The sequence below is a fragment of the Allopseudospirillum japonicum genome (genome assembly GCF_900108915.1).
Classification (GTDB): Bacteria; Pseudomonadota; Gammaproteobacteria; order Pseudomonadales; family Halomonadaceae; genus Pseudospirillum; species Pseudospirillum japonicum.
This window is the reverse complement of record NZ_FNYH01000001.1, coordinates 78,024-94,624: the sequence shown is the minus strand read 5'-3', so window position 1 is coordinate 94,624 and position 16,601 is coordinate 78,024. Positions and strand designations below refer to the sequence as shown.

General features: G+C 43.3%; 19 protein-coding genes. 7 read left to right on the top strand and 12 right to left on the bottom strand.

Annotated features, from left to right (window positions below):
• Window positions 1-26: 26 nt before the first annotated feature.
• The 9 genes from BMX05_RS00385 to gph all read right to left on the bottom strand — a co-directional run bounded on the left by BMX05_RS00385 (window position 27) and on the right by gph (window position 6,714).
• On the bottom strand, window positions 27-1,100 hold the full coding sequence (locus BMX05_RS00385) for a 3-deoxy-7-phosphoheptulonate synthase (RefSeq protein ID WP_093307740.1): 1,074 nt from the start codon (window positions 1,098-1,100) through the stop codon (window positions 27-29).
• 110 nt (window positions 1,101-1,210) lie between these two features.
• A complete protein-coding gene (locus BMX05_RS00380) occupies window positions 1,211-1,573 on the bottom strand; it encodes a TusE/DsrC/DsvC family sulfur relay protein (protein WP_093307738.1) in 363 nt (120 codons plus the stop codon).
• Between the two features lie 4 nt (window positions 1,574-1,577).
• Window positions 1,578-1,880, bottom strand: a complete 303-nt coding sequence (gene tusB, locus BMX05_RS00375; protein WP_093307736.1) for a sulfurtransferase complex subunit TusB — start codon at window positions 1,878-1,880, stop codon at window positions 1,578-1,580.
• Between the two features lie 22 nt (window positions 1,881-1,902).
• A complete protein-coding gene (locus tag BMX05_RS00370; RefSeq protein WP_093307734.1) occupies window positions 1,903-2,259 on the bottom strand; it encodes a DsrE family protein in 357 nt (118 codons plus the stop codon).
• A 6-nt stretch (window positions 2,260-2,265) separates the two neighbouring features.
• The gene (gene tusD, locus BMX05_RS00365) at window positions 2,266-2,676 is read right to left on the bottom strand and encodes a sulfurtransferase complex subunit TusD (protein WP_093308334.1); all 411 of its coding nucleotides are present in this window, start codon (window positions 2,674-2,676) and stop codon (window positions 2,266-2,268) included.
• A 71-nt stretch (window positions 2,677-2,747) separates the two neighbouring features.
• Window positions 2,748-3,449: a Bax inhibitor-1/YccA family protein gene (locus BMX05_RS00360; RefSeq protein WP_093307732.1), complete on the bottom strand. Its 702-nt coding sequence runs from the start codon at window positions 3,447-3,449 to the stop codon at window positions 2,748-2,750.
• A 75-nt stretch (window positions 3,450-3,524) separates the two neighbouring features.
• Window positions 3,525-4,301, bottom strand: a complete 777-nt coding sequence (locus BMX05_RS00355) for a sulfite exporter TauE/SafE family protein (protein ID WP_093307730.1) — start codon at window positions 4,299-4,301, stop codon at window positions 3,525-3,527.
• Window positions 4,302-4,365: 64 nt separating this feature from the next.
• Window positions 4,366-5,892 (bottom strand): anthranilate synthase component I, encoded by a 1,527-nt coding sequence (gene trpE / locus BMX05_RS00350; RefSeq protein WP_093307728.1) that lies wholly within the window; start codon window positions 5,890-5,892, stop codon window positions 4,366-4,368.
• Between the two features lie 60 nt (window positions 5,893-5,952).
• Window positions 5,953-6,714 (bottom strand): phosphoglycolate phosphatase, encoded by a 762-nt coding sequence (gene gph / locus BMX05_RS00345; protein WP_093307726.1) that lies wholly within the window; start codon window positions 6,712-6,714, stop codon window positions 5,953-5,955.
• Window positions 6,715-6,840: 126 nt separating this feature from the next.
• On the opposite strand from gph, the gene BMX05_RS00340 reads away from it, so the two are divergent.
• Window positions 6,841-8,754 carry a hypothetical protein gene (locus tag BMX05_RS00340; protein WP_093307723.1) on the top strand — a complete coding sequence of 638 codons (1,914 nt, stop codon included), beginning with the start codon at window positions 6,841-6,843 and terminating at the stop codon, window positions 8,752-8,754.
• Here BMX05_RS00340 and BMX05_RS00335 read toward each other — a convergent pair.
• Genes BMX05_RS00335 through BMX05_RS00325 form a run of 3 tightly spaced genes read right to left on the bottom strand, consistent with a single transcriptional unit; the run spans window position 8,751 to window position 11,267 of the window.
• Window positions 8,751-9,557: a TIM barrel protein gene (locus BMX05_RS00335; protein ID WP_093307721.1), complete on the bottom strand. Its 807-nt coding sequence runs from the start codon at window positions 9,555-9,557 to the stop codon at window positions 8,751-8,753. The genes BMX05_RS00340 and BMX05_RS00335 overlap by 4 nt on opposite strands.
• A 17-nt stretch (window positions 9,558-9,574) precedes the next feature.
• A complete protein-coding gene (locus tag BMX05_RS00330) occupies window positions 9,575-10,498 on the bottom strand; it encodes an NAD(P)-dependent oxidoreductase (RefSeq protein WP_281246208.1) in 924 nt (307 codons plus the stop codon).
• Entirely contained in the window at window positions 10,476-11,267 is a 792-nt protein-coding gene (locus tag BMX05_RS00325) for an RMD1 family protein (protein ID WP_093307717.1), read from the bottom strand. The genes BMX05_RS00330 and BMX05_RS00325 overlap by 23 nt, the downstream gene beginning before the upstream one ends.
• Window positions 11,268-11,615: 348 nt before the next feature.
• On the opposite strand from BMX05_RS00325, the gene potA reads away from it, so the two are divergent.
• The 6 genes from potA (at window position 11,616) to BMX05_RS00295 (ending at window position 16,568) form a co-directional block, all read left to right on the top strand.
• On the top strand, window positions 11,616-12,773 hold the full coding sequence (gene potA, locus BMX05_RS00320; RefSeq protein ID WP_093307715.1) for a spermidine/putrescine ABC transporter ATP-binding protein PotA: 1,158 nt from the start codon (window positions 11,616-11,618) through the stop codon (window positions 12,771-12,773).
• Complete coding sequence (potB, locus tag BMX05_RS00315) at window positions 12,774-13,643, top strand: spermidine/putrescine ABC transporter permease PotB (protein ID WP_093307713.1); 870 nt, start codon at window positions 12,774-12,776, stop codon at window positions 13,641-13,643.
• Window positions 13,643-14,413 carry a spermidine/putrescine ABC transporter permease PotC gene (potC, locus tag BMX05_RS00310; protein WP_093307710.1) on the top strand — a complete coding sequence of 257 codons (771 nt, stop codon included), beginning with the start codon at window positions 13,643-13,645 and terminating at the stop codon, window positions 14,411-14,413. The genes potB and potC overlap by 1 nt, the downstream gene beginning before the upstream one ends.
• Window positions 14,413-15,459 (top strand): extracellular solute-binding protein, encoded by a 1,047-nt coding sequence (locus tag BMX05_RS00305; protein ID WP_093307708.1) that lies wholly within the window; start codon window positions 14,413-14,415, stop codon window positions 15,457-15,459. The genes potC and BMX05_RS00305 overlap by 1 nt, the downstream gene beginning before the upstream one ends.
• Window positions 15,460-15,524: 65 nt before the next feature.
• Complete coding sequence (gene smrA / locus BMX05_RS00300) at window positions 15,525-16,148, top strand: DNA endonuclease SmrA (protein WP_177166723.1); 624 nt, start codon at window positions 15,525-15,527, stop codon at window positions 16,146-16,148.
• A 48-nt stretch (window positions 16,149-16,196) separates the two neighbouring features.
• Window positions 16,197-16,568, top strand: coding sequence for a hypothetical protein (locus tag BMX05_RS00295; RefSeq protein WP_143051918.1), 372 nt, complete (start codon window positions 16,197-16,199; stop codon window positions 16,566-16,568).
• Window positions 16,569-16,601: the final 33 nt, after the last annotated feature.

The window sequence follows — 16,601 nt, the reverse complement described above, 5'->3', positions numbered from 1 at the left end:
AAAAATAATGAAAGGATAAAAGAGGTTTAGGCTGAACGTTTTGCCAAAACAGGTGCGAGTTTTTCTGCCATTTCTAGCAAGGATTTTTCAGTGGTAGGCCAGTCAATGCAGGCATCTGTGACTGAAACACCATACTCTAATTGAGATAAGTCAGAGTTAAGCGCTTGACTACCCCAACCAATATTAGATTCGATCATTAAACCGAGGATAGATTGATTCCCTTCGATAATTTGGTTGGTGACATTCTCCAATACTAAAGGTTGCAAACTGGGATCTTTATTAGAATTTGCGTGACTGCAGTCAATCATAATGTTTTTTGGCAGTTTGGCTTTTTCCAGATCCTGCTCACATAAAGCGACACTCACTGAATCATAGTTTGGTTTGCCGTTCCCACCACGCAATACAACATGGCCATAAGCATTACCTTTGGTACGAATAATGGCGACTTGGCCACCTTGATTGATGCCTAAGAAATTATGTGGGTGTGCCACAGATTTCAGTGCATTGATGGCAACATCTAGACTGCCATCTGTGCCGTTCTTAAAGCCAACAGGACAGGATAAGCCGCTAGCCATTTCGCGGTGTGTTTGTGATTCTGTGGTGCGTGCACCGATAGCAGACCAGCTGACGCAATCTTGTAGATATTGTGGTGAAATAGGATCCAGTGCTTCGGTTGCTAGAGGAAGACCCATTTCGGAAAGCTCCACGAGGAGTTTACGCCCTATATGCAAACCTTCTTCAATTTGAAAGGAATCATTTAAATGTGGATCATTGATTAAACCTTTCCAACCAACGGTTGTACGCGGTTTTTCAAAGTAAACCCGCATGACAATGTAAAGAGTGTCTTTGACCTGCTCAGCTAATTTGGCCAAACGTTGGCCGTAATCACGAGCTGCAGCAAGATCATGGATAGAGCAAGGGCCAACCACCACAAATAAACGTGGATCTTTACGATCTAAAATATTCTGGATGCTGGTGCGCCCTTCTAAAACAGCTGCACTTGCAGCTTCTGTTAGGGGGATTTCTTGTTTTAGTTGCTCAGGAGTGATAAGCAAATCTTGTGAAATAACATTTAAATTATCAAGACAAGTATGTGACATGGGTAATCCTTAAATAACAGGCGCAAACATCTTGGGTGTGCAAGAAAGTACAGGAAAATAACCTATAAAAGCAAATTTCAACGCATCTTGATGCACGCGTATGCATTAGGCTATAAGCAATTGGTCGGTTTAGGCAGACCAGCAAGACGGCAAACTCGTTTTGCTGGTGCTTCTCCTCCAAAAAGCTGCATCAGGTAAATACTGGCACTAACCTCTGGCGATAAGTGAATTTGTATATATTTGGCAAGAGGGCGTGTGGCCGGTGACACTTCATATGCTTGCTGAAATTTTCGTGCTAAGTGCAGTATTTGCATATGTTTTGATGTCAGTTGAATATTCTCCCTTTGGGCAAGTTGATGCGCAATCGCCTCGTTCCAAAGGCTAAGATCGAGTAGATAGCCTTCAGGATCAAGGTGGGGCTCAATAATAGACGAAAGTACAGGGGGCGAAGAGGTAGAGTCAGCCTTTGTCATAGCTTTAAAACCAAGAGACCACTTTGGAATATTCCAAGCATAAGCGTGTAAAACCTTCATAATCGACAAAGCGGAAATATTTAGGATTAATACGCTCTTCCATGCCACGTAAAAGAACATCTTCACGCAGTACATAAAGATTTAAGGTACGTGCGCGCGTGTGCCAGCGTGCAAAGCTACCAACGCTTGCGGCATAAATGCCTTCCTCAAGGAGTAACAAACCATCACCCGAGTGTGCAACTTGTAGGCAATGTTCTAGCACATCATGGGTGTCAAGATTTTGGTTAACAGTATGCAATGTGGCCATAATGAGATTCTTAGAAACCAGGCTAAAGAGTAATTACCCATGAAGTGTCGCGAACAAGCTGCCGAATCTGCTGAGGTTCGAGCAAGGTAACGGGTAAACTTAAGGCATCAGGGGCAAGCTGACGCGCATTAAGGGCTTCAGCATCCACATAAAAAGTGTCTATATCATATAAGGGCAAGGCTGTTAAGGTACTTTGTACCCCTTTAGGATAAAAGCCAGATAAAGTATCTAGTTTTTTGCTGGTGAGTAATTGATACACACCATCACCTAAAAACAACATTGCCGGCTGATGCTCAAAGGCAGCAGCAACTAGGGCAATGTCTAATAAGCTTTTTGCCTTCTGCCCTTGATATGGGGCATGGCGTTGAATCAGCAGCATAGACACTTAAGCGCCTCCAAAGACAATCAAACGATCTTGAGTATGTAAGGCATCCAAAAGTTGCCCTAAACCAACCAACTGAAACCCCTGAGCAAGATTGGCGTGTGCATCCTGATAACGCTGTGCTTCCTGGGTATCAAAGATACCGCGTTTTACTGCCGCAGCGACACAAACTAATAACTCGGCCTGAGTGCTTTGCGCGAGCTTTTGCCACGCTTGTGTTAGATGCACCTCATCTTGTGGTGGGTGCGTTTGTTGGTGTGCATGATACACAGCATCTTGATAAAAAAAGACTTGGGTCAACTGATGACCTTCACGCTGCAGCGCGTGCGCAAAATTAAGCGCGCTATAGGAGGCTTGTGAACTAAAGGGCGCACCGTACACAGCCAGCGCAAAGGTGTGCGAAGCAGTGGGCATGGGTAGGATCTCAAATTCAATAAAAAAGGCCCCTTGGCCTGACACCAAGGGGCAATACATCGGATTAAAGATTAATCATCAGCAGCTAAACCAAGGAGCTGAAGCAAGCTGATAAAGAGATTATAGATCGCCATATAAAGGCTAATCGTCGCTAAGATATAGTTATCCTGACCGCCATGAATGATGGCGCTAGTTTCATACAAAATAATGGCACTTGCAAAGAGTACAAAGCCTGCAGAAATCGCAAGTGCAAGGCCGCTAGCGCCAACAAACAAGTTCACTACAATCGCAGCGAGTAGCACTAAAGCACCCGCCATAATAAAACCATTTAAGAAGCTGAAGTCTTTACGGGTAATTAAAACCACAGCAGAGAGCCCTAAAAAGACAAAAGCTGTCATGGCAAATGCAGTGACGACCAAATCACCTGCACCTGCACCTATATACATGGATAAAATTGGGGCTAAGGCTAAGCCCATAAAACCGGTGAATGCAAAAGTGCTTACTAAACCCCAAGCACTATTGCTGAGTTTGTGTGTAAGAAACATCAAGCCATAAGCACCAATAAAGAAAACAAAAATGTTCATTTTGATGCCAGCGGCCATACCTGCAAAAGCGGTGACGGCACTAAAAGCGAGCGTCATCGCTAATAGCCAATAAGTATTACGTAGTACTTTTTGCGCTGAAGTACGGCTTGTATAACTCGTTTCTTGGGTAGGTGCATACTGAGTTTGTAAGCTTGCTGCATATAAGCCAGAAGGCTTGTCCTTATTCATCTTGATTTCCTCTTATGGATCAACAAGTCGGGGTTATTTTTACAGTATCTGACTCTATCACTTAGATCTAGGTTCCTAGAAAGAAGCGGATAAGCTGGTATATGCTTGCCACAATAAACGGACTGCCAGCATAGTCAAGGCTAGATTAAAAAAACGATGGAAATCACGGTTATCTAGTGTGTGAACAAGCTTGAGCCCCACATGTGTACCTAACATACCGCTGGCAATCATGATGGCAATGAGCCCGAGCCAATCCATAAAAGCAAAACCCAAACTAGCAAATACTAAAAGTTTGGGGGCATGTTGAATACACATGCTGGCGGCGAAAGTTGCTAGATTGATGTATTTGTCTTCATGCATTTGTTTAATAAAAGCGGCAACTAAAGGACCTGTGGCGCCAATAAACATACTCACAAAAGAGGTGATACCAGCTGCAAGGCCGATACCTAGAGGGCTAAAGCTGACATGAGGTAGTTTAGGGCCCCAGCACAAAAAAAGGATAAAGCAGGCAATACTGATTTGGATGAAAGTGCTTGGTAACTGTATTAGTAAAAAAGCACCTGCAAGCGCACCTAAAAGTGCGCTGGGGGCAAAAATTTTTAGAGTTGCAAGGTCAAGATGTTCACGCAAAATCAAGGCACGGTTCGCATTCGCACCTAACTGTACACAAGCATGAATAGGAATCACCGCAAGGGGTGGGACAAAACTGGCCAAAAGGCCAAGTAATAACACGCCACCACCAACGCCCATGAGAGTCGTTAGCAAGGCGGTAATCAAAGAAGCAAAAATGAGCAGCAAACTTGCATCTAGCGAAATTTGCGTTGGTAAAATAGTAAGAAGAAAATCGTACATGTGCCACCTGTGAGCTCGGATAAGAGCTCACTTTGTCATCCGCTAATATAAGAAAAAAGCCAAGTTAGCCCTGCTGAGTGAGGTTATCTAAACCTTGCTCGGCCATGGCGACGGCTTTAAAGATGGCACGTCCTTTGTTAAGGGTTTCTTCCCATTCAAGTTGGGGGACTGAGTCAGCGACGATACCTGCACCTGCTTGGATATGTAAAGTGCGATCTTTAATCACTGCAGTACGAATAGCAATTGCGGTATCCATATTGCCATTCCAGCTGAGATAACCCACAGCACCACCATAAACGCCTCGTTTTACCGGCTCAAGCTCGGCTAAAATTTCCATAGCACGGATTTTGGGAGCACCTGATAAAGTGCCTGCGGGGAAGGTGGCTCGCAGCACATCTAAGGGAGTTTTGTTTTTTTGTAAACGTCCGGTGACATTAGAAACAATGTGCATCACGTGTGAATATTTCTCAACCACCATTTGGTCGGTTACTTGGACACTTGCGGTTTCGGCAACGCGTCCTACGTCATTGCGGCCTAAGTCAATTAGCATGAGGTGCTCTGCAATTTCCTTAGGATCTGCAAGTAAATCTGCTTCTAATGCGGCATCTTCTTCTGGCGTTTGTCCGCGCTTGCGTGTTCCTGCAATTGGACGAACCGTGACTTCCCCCTCCTCAACCCGAGCGAGAATTTCTGGGGATGAACCCACAATGTAAAAATCTTCTAGATTGAAATAAAACATGTAGGGAGACGGATTGAGGCAGCGCAACGCACGATACAAGTCTAAAGGCTGTGCTTGATACGGGATTGACATACGCTGTGAAGGCACGCACTGCATAATATCACCGGCAAGGATATATTCTTTGATTTGCGCAACCGCATCTAAAAAACCGGCTTGCGTAAAGCCAGATTTAAATTCATTTTCTTCCACTTGGGTGCGTCCTGTGCCTGGGCTGATAGTATTTAAAGTGGCACTGCGCAATTGTAATTCTAAGCGTTCTAAGTGGATGTAACCAGCTTGTAAGGCTTGTTCGGCATCTTCATACAGGCTGGGATCTAGGTGAGTTAATAAAAAGAGCTTACCTGATAAATTATCGAAAACGACAACATCTGTGGAGACTAATAACAAAATATCAGGGACGGCTAAAGGATCTGCCGCTTGGCTTGGTATCTTCGCCAAGCGGGGTTCGATATAGCGGACAATATCATAACCAAAATAACCGACCAACCCGCCATTAAAACGCGGTAAGTTAGGTAGATCAGGCACTTTAAATTGTGCAAGAAATTTTTCCACCTCAGCAAGCGGGTCTTGTGCATGATGCTGAAACACTAACTCGGGTTGGCAGCCTTGATGATTCCAATAACTTATCTGGTGTTGGCGGACTTGCAAACGTCCTTGTGCTGGCAAACCGATAATGGAATAACGCCCCCACTTTTCGCCACCTTGTACAGATTCTAATAAATAGCTCCAAGGCGCATCTGCTAGCTTGAGATAGGTCGATAAAGGCGTATCCAAGTCAGCGAGTACCTCACGCATTAGAGGAATACGGTTATAACCGGCTTCAGTTAAGGCGGTGAAGTCTGCAGGGGTCATGATGAGTTCCTTTTAATAATCGAAAGAAGCCTGTGGCATACCAACATAGGCATGAGCAACTTATAATAGCTGAGTTAATGAATCAACCAGATAATCCGCACCCAAGGCACGCAAGTCTTGATTTTGATGATAGCCATAAGTAACAGCAACACAGGTGATACTAGCTGCACGTGCCGCTAAAATATCTTGGCGTGAATCACCAATCATCAAGCTTTTTTGCGGTTCAACCTGTAAGCGTTCACAAGCAGTCAACAAGGGTAAAGGATGAGGTTTGCCTTGTGCCAAAGTATCCCCACCAAGCACGCAAGTAAAATAAGTATCTATCTGGGCTTGCGCCAACAAAGAAGCAAGAAAACGTTCTGGCTTATTGGTGACAAGTGCAAGTTTGATATCGAGCTTGTATAGTTGTTGCAGTAAGGCTTGTGCTCCTGGATAAAGGCGCACATGTTTACCTTTAGTTTCTTGATAGGCTTGGATAAAGGCTTGATAACCCGTTTGAATCCGAGCATCGTCACGCGGGAGAAGATATTCCCCTTGTGCAAGCTTGTTGGTATCCCAAACTTGGGAATTTAAGAGGTTGTCTAGCTGATGCAAATAGAGATCTTGCAAAGCACGCTGTACTAAGATCCAAGCACCCTCACCTACCCAAAGACGTACTTGCGCAACCTCTACTGCAGGCAAATCAAAAGTGGCACGCATGTGATTGACAGCCGTTGCCAAATCAAGAGCAGAATCAATTAAGGTACCGTCTAAATCAAAAAGTACGCCAGAAGTTGAGGGATGAATTCCTTGCCAAGCAGGATGTTGTTGTTTAGTGCACATACCTACGAATACCTCAATTTGTAGATTGAAAATAAAAATAGGCTAAGGGATATCAACAAAAAATACTATACTGCCGAGTTTAATAAAGTGTGAATCACCATCAATCTGCGCAAAAGGAGAAGCAGTGTGGCTTGGTTTCAAAGTAAGTTACAGGTAACCCGCCGTGAACAAAGAGTCTCTTTAGAACGTGAAGGTAATGCTCATATTCAGCGGATTAGTGAAGCAGTCACGACCTTGCCTTGGAGCATTACTCTATTGCAATTATTATGGACTGCAGGCCCTGTCACTTTGCTAAGTGCTTATGGTGGTTACTTTTTAGGCCATGGCAAGCCACCGAGTAGCCAAACCCTCATTTATTTTGTTGGTTATACCGTTATTACTGGGGTGATAGGGATAGGCGCTAAGATTGTTTATAACATGACCCAAGGCCGGACACGTGAAAAAGCACAACAAGATGTTGCTCAAGTGATGAATGCTTTGCCTGACCTGATTCTAGCTGTGCGTGATATGATCGTGGCCACTTATGAAGAGGAGGAAGTGCGCAAACGTGAGGCAGCTTTACAACTTCTACGCAAAATTGATTTAAGCCCTGAAAGTTTAGAACTTGCGGTTTTTGAGTTAACTAGTGACCTCGAGTTGGCGCGCTTACTGACCCGTATTGATAGTTATCGGCGCGTAGGTCTTTTTTCGCGTATTAAAGATTTACATGCAGAATATCTAGATCAAGTAGAAAAAGTTTTAACCGAATTAAACGAAGCATCCCCAGAAGGTGCGGCTTTATTAAGAGAAAGATTTCAAGGGCGAGCGCCTAATTTAAAGAAGGGTGTTGTACGCGATGATGGTTTTATTGAACGTATTTTAGCAGCGAGTGAAGAAGATAATGAGCTGTTAATGACCTTGCCGGATGTAGAAGAAATGCTTATTCTCGCCTTAGAATTAATTAATGGGCGTAAAATTCCTATGCTCATTTTTAATTACCGTGGGCGTTGGAAATTAGCTCATGCGCTAGATGAGTTAGAAACTGCTCGAGCACATTATCGTATTGCCCGTGCCACTGGGTCTAGCCGTCTGAAAGTTTTAGCAACTTTTTTATTAGAAAACACCCAGTATTATCCAGACGAAAGTTTAAGCGGTTATCAATCTGAACGCTTACTAGAGGCTTCTATGCAAGCGATGGATCGTCTAGGGCAGCATATTCTAAATTTGTGTACTGCAGTGCGTATTGGGAAAACTGAAAAACTAGCTGAATTACGCCAAGAAGCAGATCAGTTAGGTACCGCGATTCGTTTATATAAAGCCTTGCGTCAAGCTTATCAAGAAATCGGTCGTGATCATGCGCGTTTATTAAAAGCGGCGCAGGAATGGGATGCGATTGCATCACGACATAAAGATGCAACAACACGGCTAAAATTAGGGCCTGGGCGCTTGGGTTTGCGCATTATTGAAAAACAAATTAATTTGGATGATCAGGAAAAGATTCAAGTATGCCAGGCTTTAGCACGCTGGTTAGAAGAGGCGGGATTAGAGTTAGAACAGCAAGAAAGACGCTTTTTTGTGCGTGAATCTGGTAAAAGACGTCACTTTAGCATTGAAATGGCGAAGCAATTAGCCGTGGATATTGCGTTAATTCTAGAGCCTTATATTCACTTAAGTCGTCCAGAAATCCAACGTGCTCTCAATACAGCGAATGCCGCTTACTTTGGTCACTTAGAGCCGGGGATGAGTGTGGCAACAAAGGCAGCTCTTGTGAATGCCATGGTAAAGGAAGTAGAACAAGACTTGAGTCGAGCCGCAGAGCGTTTAGCAGTGGCTTTGGTGAAACACTATCGGGTTGAACTGACTGAAAAAGCACAAAACTTTTTGCAGGAAACCTATGGTGCACGTCCTGCTACCTTGCAGTTATTGGCCAATTATGCAAAATCAAGTAGTCAACAATCCTTGGTTAGCTTCTTGTCATCACGCCCACCGGCGGCCGCCGCTGTGAAGCGTGATTGGTATCTTTCTTTATTGCGTGCACGCCAAGTTGCAGATCGTTTTTAGAGAGACTTACGAAAATATGGCAGCCAATCAAGTGAGTTTTGGGTTTGCTCTACACTTGGGTGGTATTCTGCCGCCAGCCAACCTAAATATCCTTGTTGTTTCAATTGAGCACAGCAAAGAGAAAAATCGAGGTGTTCAGCTTGTGGGTAAATGCTGGGTTGCTGACGGTTGGGTAAATCTGCAAACTGAATGTGCTTAATCCAAGTTTGTAAGTCTTTGAGATCTTGGCAAAGATGACGCTGCATACGTGCCATATGGTATAAATCGTATTGCAGGCCAACGTCCTGTTCACCCACTTGTGCCAGTGCTAATACATCGGCAACCTCTTCTGGGGTGTTGAGTAAGAAATCTGGCATGTCTAGGTTGTTGATCGGCTCCATATACAAGGGAATATCGAGCTGTGAGCTCACTTCTAGAGTGCGTAAAATGTTATCGGCTAAACAGGCATACGCTTGTTTTCTGTTTTCTGCTGGTGCACATCCAGCAAGTAGGTTAATCCCTTGGGGTTTGAGGGTGGTGGCGTAAGTTTTAAGTTCAATTAAAGCTTGGCGAAACTCGGGGCGTTTTTGTGGCACGCACGCTAAGCCTAAACCACCGGTTAGTAAATCTCCGGCAGGTACATTGATCAAAGCTAAAGGTAAAGGGCATGCATCAAGGGCATGCTGCCAAGTTTCTAAGGGGGAGGTATAAGGAAATTGCACTTCAAAACCATCAAACCCTGCAGCTTGGGCGGCGAAGATTCGTGCTGGGGCTTGCTGAATTTCTGTAAAAAGTAAACTGATATTGGCGGCGATATTAGACATAAAAGCGATGTAGACATTTAGAGTTGTTTATAGAGTTGAATTAAGGTCGCTGGATCCGTATCAGCAAAACCATTACCTGCATGTAAGCGCATCAATTGTGCAGCCAGACCGGTAATCGGGGCGGCACTTTGCTCATGGGTTGCAAGATCAACGGCATTATCCAAATCTTTTAATAAGGTACGTACGTGCCATTTAGCAGGTTCAAAGACTTCCTGCGCCATTTGTGGGGCAAGGATTTGCAAAGGTAAAGAGTCCGCAAAACCGCCTGCTAAGGCTTGGGGGATTTTATCAACTTCAACATGGCAGCTTTGTGCTAATGACATCATCTCAGCAATGACCAAGGCATTGGTGCAAACGAGCATTTGATTACAAATTTTAGTGATTTGTCCACAGCCTACAGCTCCCATATGTGTAATTTGGCGCGCAAAGCTTTGTAGATAAGTTTGTGCGCGGGCCACATCTTGTGCATCACCACCACACATAATCGCGAGGCGTTTTTGCTGCGCACCTTGAACGCCACCGGATACTGGTGCATCAACCCAGGTTGCACCCCGCGTTTGGACGTAAGCGCTTAGCTCACGGGTACTTTGTGGATCAATGGATGAGAGATCGATGAGTAAATGCCCTGACTTTAAATCCTTGGCCAAGCCCTTGGGTGCATAGATAACGTCTTTCACTGCTTGAGTGTCTGCGATGCATATCAAAATAGTGTCGCAACTTGCAGCAACTTGATCTAGGTGGGTGCAAGTGACAAAGCGAGGATGTTCAGTGAGAGAGGCTAATTTATCTAGCGTACGGTTCCAGCCATAAACTTGATGGCCAGCATCTAATAAAGCCTGCATCATAGGTATCCCCATGAGACCTGCACCAATAAAACCTACCTGAGACATACTCGCTTTCCTTATCGGTTTAAGTGGGTTAAAACCATTTGAAAATATCATGCGTGAAAAAGATGATAATTTCTATAGCAATCAACCAAATAATGATCCATTCCAGCAAAGAAGAATGTTGGTGTTTTTGTTCATCTGCTAGCATTTCTAATAGCTCATGAATTGTCTCTAATTTGCGGTTGAGTAGATCCACACGTGGTTTAAGTTCTAAATAACCTGCCGCCAACACATAGCTAGGTTCTAGCTCTGGATATTCCCAAAAAAACTCTGGTGCATCGAGTAGGTCATAACGCAGGATAATCTCACTTTTGGCAAGAAATAGTTTACCGCGCAATTGAGCTGTTTCCTTACGCTTGAGCCTGCTGGAGCCTGTTCGCGCAATGGTTTCGGGAATGTGTACTGTACTATTGATAGTTTGTAATGCGGCTTCTTCAAATTCTAATAGCTTGGCTGATTGTGCTAGCGCATGAGACAAAGCAAGCATTTCATGCGTATCACCTTGGATCAATTTTAAACGATCATTAGAAAAGCCCTGACGTTCAGCACCTATCTCATAAGGGTACTGCTCATGAAAAGCTTGGGGATGGGTTTGTGTACTGTGTTCGATAAGCTGAGCTTGCAAATACTGTAAATCTTCGTGATTTAGTCCCCAAGCGACCAAAACACCGAAGGGAAAGACAAAAGCTTTGCCTTGGGGGCGATCCAAATAAAGTGCATCTTTATATAAGGACCCTCTGTGGGCTTCGATAAATTGAACTTTGAGGGTTTCGAAGTCAAAATGTTTAGCCAAGTTAAGGCTAATAACCTGATTGAGCGTCATAAGTGGTCAGCATCCTGGATGCGTATTAATGAAAATATTGGCTCAATATAGCCTATTTTGTGCCTACATAAGGTGACAAAATAAAGAAGTACTTTGCTTGTGAGGTTTGTAAATGTCGGTGACATCTTATAGCTGCATTTTGAGCCAAGTCTTGTACAATAGCGCCCCCGCAGCCAAATACCTAGAAAAGTAGCTGGATTGGTAGCAAGAAAGACTAACAGATGCGGATCTGCAAGGGTTTTTGCTTCAACTCACAGGAAAAATCGCAGTGAAGCTGTCATGGGCTAGGGTATACACTCTGTGATGTGATTCACACCTCTTTGATCCATATAGGAGCCTAAATTAATTATGACGCACCCTCCTTCGGTCTTAGTTTCCTTAAAAGATGTTAGCAAAAGTTATGATGATAAAACTGTACTTGCGGCACTGGATCTAGATATTTATGACGGCGAATTTGTCACTTTATTAGGTCCTTCTGGTTGCGGTAAGACTACGATTTTACGTTTGATTGCAGGATTTGAGCGTCCTAATCATGGGCAAATTATTCTTGCAGGTGAGGAAATTACCCAGCAAGCGGCGCATTTGCGGCATGTGAATACGGTATTTCAAAGTTATGCCCTGTTTCCCCATATGAGCGTGTTTGATAACGTCGCTTTTGGGTTACGTATGGAAAAAGTTGCAGAACCTGAAGTGAAAGAAAGAGCCATACAAGCATTAGAAATGGTGCAATTAGCTAATCTTGCACACCGACGGCCACATCAGCTTTCAGGTGGTCAACAACAAAGGGTTGCAATTGCGCGTGCTGCTGTGAAACGTCCGCGCCTTTTATTACTCGATGAGCCCTTATCCGCGTTAGATTACAAGCTGCGTAAGCAAATGCAAAATGAACTCAAACGTTTACAACGTCAGCTTGGAATTACCTTTATTTTTGTCACACATGATCAGGAAGAAGCCTTATCGATGTCAGATCGTGTGATCGTGATGCGTGAAGGTCATATTGAACAAATAGGTACACCGCGCCAAGTCTATGAAAATCCCAAAACCTTATTTGTTGCTCGTTTTGTTGGAGAAACAAACTTATTTGATGCAGTCATCCAAACTAAAAATAATCACCACTGGACCTTGACACTTGCCCAGCAAAATGTGTGTATCAAAGCACGTACCCATTTAGCTCACCTTGCGGAAGGGCAAAAAGTCAAGGTCTTGTTGCGTCCAGAAGATATGCGGCTTTATGCGCCAGCAGATCGCCAAGCTTTGGCAGATCAACCTTGTCTCAGTGGTAAAGTCATTGAACGTAATTACAAAGGGATGACCTTGGATACTGTGATTGCTTTGGAGCAAGGTGGCCAAATATTAGTTAGTGAGTTTTTTGATGAAGAAGACCCAGATTTTGACTATCGTTTAGGCGAATCTGTTTTAGTTAGCTGGGTTGCCAACTGGGAAGTGATCCTTGTTGATGAACAAGTCTCTCCATCTGTGGCGGTTTCCGCAGTGGAGGAAGTGTAAATGTTACATTTTTTCCAACGTCCACGTAGCCCCTTTAAAACTGGGGTACTAGTGCTTATTTGGGGCTGGATGTTGACTTTTGTCCTATTACCCAATGTCATGATTATTTTCACCAGTGTCATGACCCGTGGAGACAGTCATTTTATTGAATGGCAGCTTACCCTAGACAATTACATTCGGGTATTTGATCCACTTTATTTGCAAGTTTTTATCAGCTCTTTATGGATGGCGGTGATAACCACCTTGATTTGCTTGATCATTGGTTATCCCTTTGCGTTTGCAATTAGTCGATTTCCCGCTCATGTAAAGCCTTTTTTAATGCTACTAGTGATTATTCCTTTTTGGACAAATTCTCTAGTACGCACGTATGCACTTAAGGTTTTATTAGCAACTAAGGGGCTGTTAAATCAAAGCCTATTATCTTTGGGTTTGATCGATACCCCTTTGCGTATGCTATACACTGAAGGTGCCGTCATCTTAGGCTTAGTTTATGTACTTTTGCCTTTTATGATTTTGCCTTTATATGCTGTGTTTGATCAGTTGAATTATAATTACATTGAAGCGGCACAAGACTTAGGCGCAAGCAAAATAAAAACATTTTGGCATTTAGTCATCCCCTTAACGATGCCAGGCATTATTGCTGGCTCCTTGTTAGTGCTCTTGCCAGCTATGGGCATGTTTTATATTGCCGACCTTCTTGGTGGTGCTAAGCATCTACTGATTGGTAATTTAATTAAAAATCAATTTTTAGATGCGCGTGATTGGCCTTTTGGTGCGACGGCAAGTATTTTCCTCACCAGTGCTATGGCGATTCTCTTATATGCTTATTGGCGCAGCATAAAACTGATGAAACAGCAGGTAAATGTTTGATGATAACTTGGCTAACACGTGGGTATATGACCCTAGTTTACTTGTTTTTGTATCTACCTATTTTGGTATTGATTGGCTATGCTTTTAACGATTCGCGTAGTTTATATACTTGGGGCGGTTTGAGTTTACGCTGGTTTGAGGCGGCGCTTAATAATACCTTGCTGATGCAGGCGACAGGACATTCTTTGTTGCTGGCAATTGTGGCGGCAACAGGGGCAACTATTGTTGGTACCTTAACTGCAATTGCCTTATATCGCTATCGTTTTCGGGGCAAAAAGTTACTCAATGGTCTTTTATTTACTGTTATGATGTCACCAGATATTGTGATGGCAATTTCATTACTAGCACTGTTTATTTTGTTAGGTATTCATCTTGGATTTATTTCTTTAGTATTATCACATATTACCTTTTGTATTCCTTTTATTGTCGTTACCGTGTATTCGCGTCTGAGTAACTTTAATCCTGCGATTTTAGAAGCAGCGAAGGATCTAGGGTGTAATGAGTGGCAAATGACACGCCATGTGTTAGTACCTATCATTTTACCAGCGATTGCTGCAGGTTGGTTGTTGGGTTTTACCTTGTCTTTGGATGATGTGGTTGTGAGTACCTTTGTAACAGGTCCCACTTATGAGATACTTCCCCTGCGTATTTACTCCATGGTGCGCGTTGGTCTTAAACCGGAAGTGAATGCCTTGGCAACCTTGATGTTGCTCATTTCTCTACTTGCCTTACTTGCGTCCCACCTTCTGATCAAAAAAGGATCCAGCTAATGCATAAAAAAAATCTGCTTGCCGCTGCTTTAACCGGCGTACTCGCTAGCACTTGTGTTTTTGCAGATGAAAACAAGGTTGTCTATTTCTACAACTGGTCTGAGTATATGCCTCAGCAAGTGTTGGAGCAATTTGAGGCAGAAACTGGCATTAAAGTGATTTACACCAGCTTTGATAGTAACGAAGCTATGTATGCCAAACTACGCGTACTTGATGAAGGGAGTGGCTATGATCTAGCCGTACCTTCTACCTATTATGTGAACAAAATGCGTAATGAGGGTTTGCTACAAGCTATTGATAAAACTAAACTTTCAAATTATGAAAACTTAGACTCTAGCTTGCTCAATAAACCTTTTGATCCTAATAACACCTATAGTGTGCCCTACCTCTGGGGAAGTACAGGGATTGCTGTAAATACCGCGAGTTTAAATCCAGCAGATTTCACTCGCTGGCAGGATTTGTGGAAGCCTGAACTGCGCGAGCGTGTCATGCTCACCAATGATATGCGTGAAGTGTTTGGTATGGCTTTGATGAGCCTAGGCTACTCAGGCAATGATACTCAGCCTGAACACATACGCCAAGCTTATGAAAAACTACGTGAACTTGTACCTAATGTGCGTACTTATAATTCTGATGCGCCAAGGATGCCTTACCTCGAAGGGGAAACAGATGTTGGCCTGATCTGGAATGGTGAAGCTTATATGGCGCAACAGGAAGACCCGAATATTCAATATATTTATCCTGAAGAAGGCGTCATTTTATGGATGGATAACTTAGTGATTCCTAAGCAGGCAAAACACGTAGAAGCCGCACACGCATTTATTAATTTCTTATTACGTCCTGAAATTGCTAAACTGATTTCTGAGGAAATTGGTTATGCAACACCTAACCAAAAAGCTTTAGCCATGATGGACGAAAATGTGCGCACAAATCCTGTGGTTTATCCAAATAAAGCAGTGGTAGAAAAAGGCGAGTTTCAGCAGGATATTGGTGAAGCCTTAAGTGTTTATGAAAAGTACTGGGAACTACTCAAAGCCAGTCACTAATCAAGGTGACCCCTTTGTCGTTGAGGCAAAGGGGGTCATGGTTTTTTGCTGAGAGGGTTTGAATGATGTCGACAGCTTATACAGGGGTAAAGACACATATTTCATTAGAAGAAGAACAAATATTCCGCCAAGAGATGCATAATGTCGTGCCTATACAAAGCACTTATGCCAATGTACAAACTAAGGTAAGTCAACAAAATCAGTTAGCGAAAAAGCTCAGACGCCAAGCGTTAGAATCTCAATTAGAAACAGAGAATAATCCGTTAAGTGATAATGAATATGTTGAACTACTACATCCTTATGATGAGTTAAGTTTTTACCGTCAGGGAGTGCAAGAAGGCGTATTGCGTAAATTACGTCTTGGGCATTATCACCTAGATGCAAAATTACATATTCAACATCTATCAGTTCAGCAAGCACGTCGTCAATTGTATACCTTTATTCAAGAGGGTTTACAGCTTGAACTCCGTACTTTATTAATTGTGCATGGGCGCGGCCAACATATCCAAGATAGACGTGCTTTATTAAAAAGTTATTTAGCAAAATGGTTGACTGAAATTCCCCAAGTATTGGCTTTTTATAGTGCACAGATGCATCATGGGGGGACAGGCGCCACTTATGTACTTTTGCGTAAAAGTCGGCGTCAAAGTGAAGCCAATCGACAAATATTTAATCGTGGGCGCTTATAGAAGCAGCGATTAGTTGCTTTTTTGCCATTGCTTACAGAGGAAACCTGAGTGAAGTCAAAGTTTAAGCTGAATATAGACACTGCGTATCGTACCGAGTTGAGATTGGCCTTAGGATGGCTAGTAGGCAGTATGTGTATTCTTTCTGGGCTATGGCTATCCATGTTTTATTTTGTAGCAGGAGTTGCTTTGGCATTGGCGGGCTTAGTTTTATGGCCCCCCAGCCGTGCTTGGATTTTTAGCAAGCTGCCTGTGACTCAGCTCATCAGTATCCAAGCTGCGGTATTGATTACTTTCTTAGTCATTGCTTTGTTTGGCTTTATTGGACGTTATCTGACCCAGCTAGAACAAGAAGCGCATGCACAAGGCTATGAGTCTGTGGAGGAATACCAGCGTGCACGCCAACATACAATCGAACACTAGATTTTTGTTATTTTATAAAGCTTGTTTGGTGAA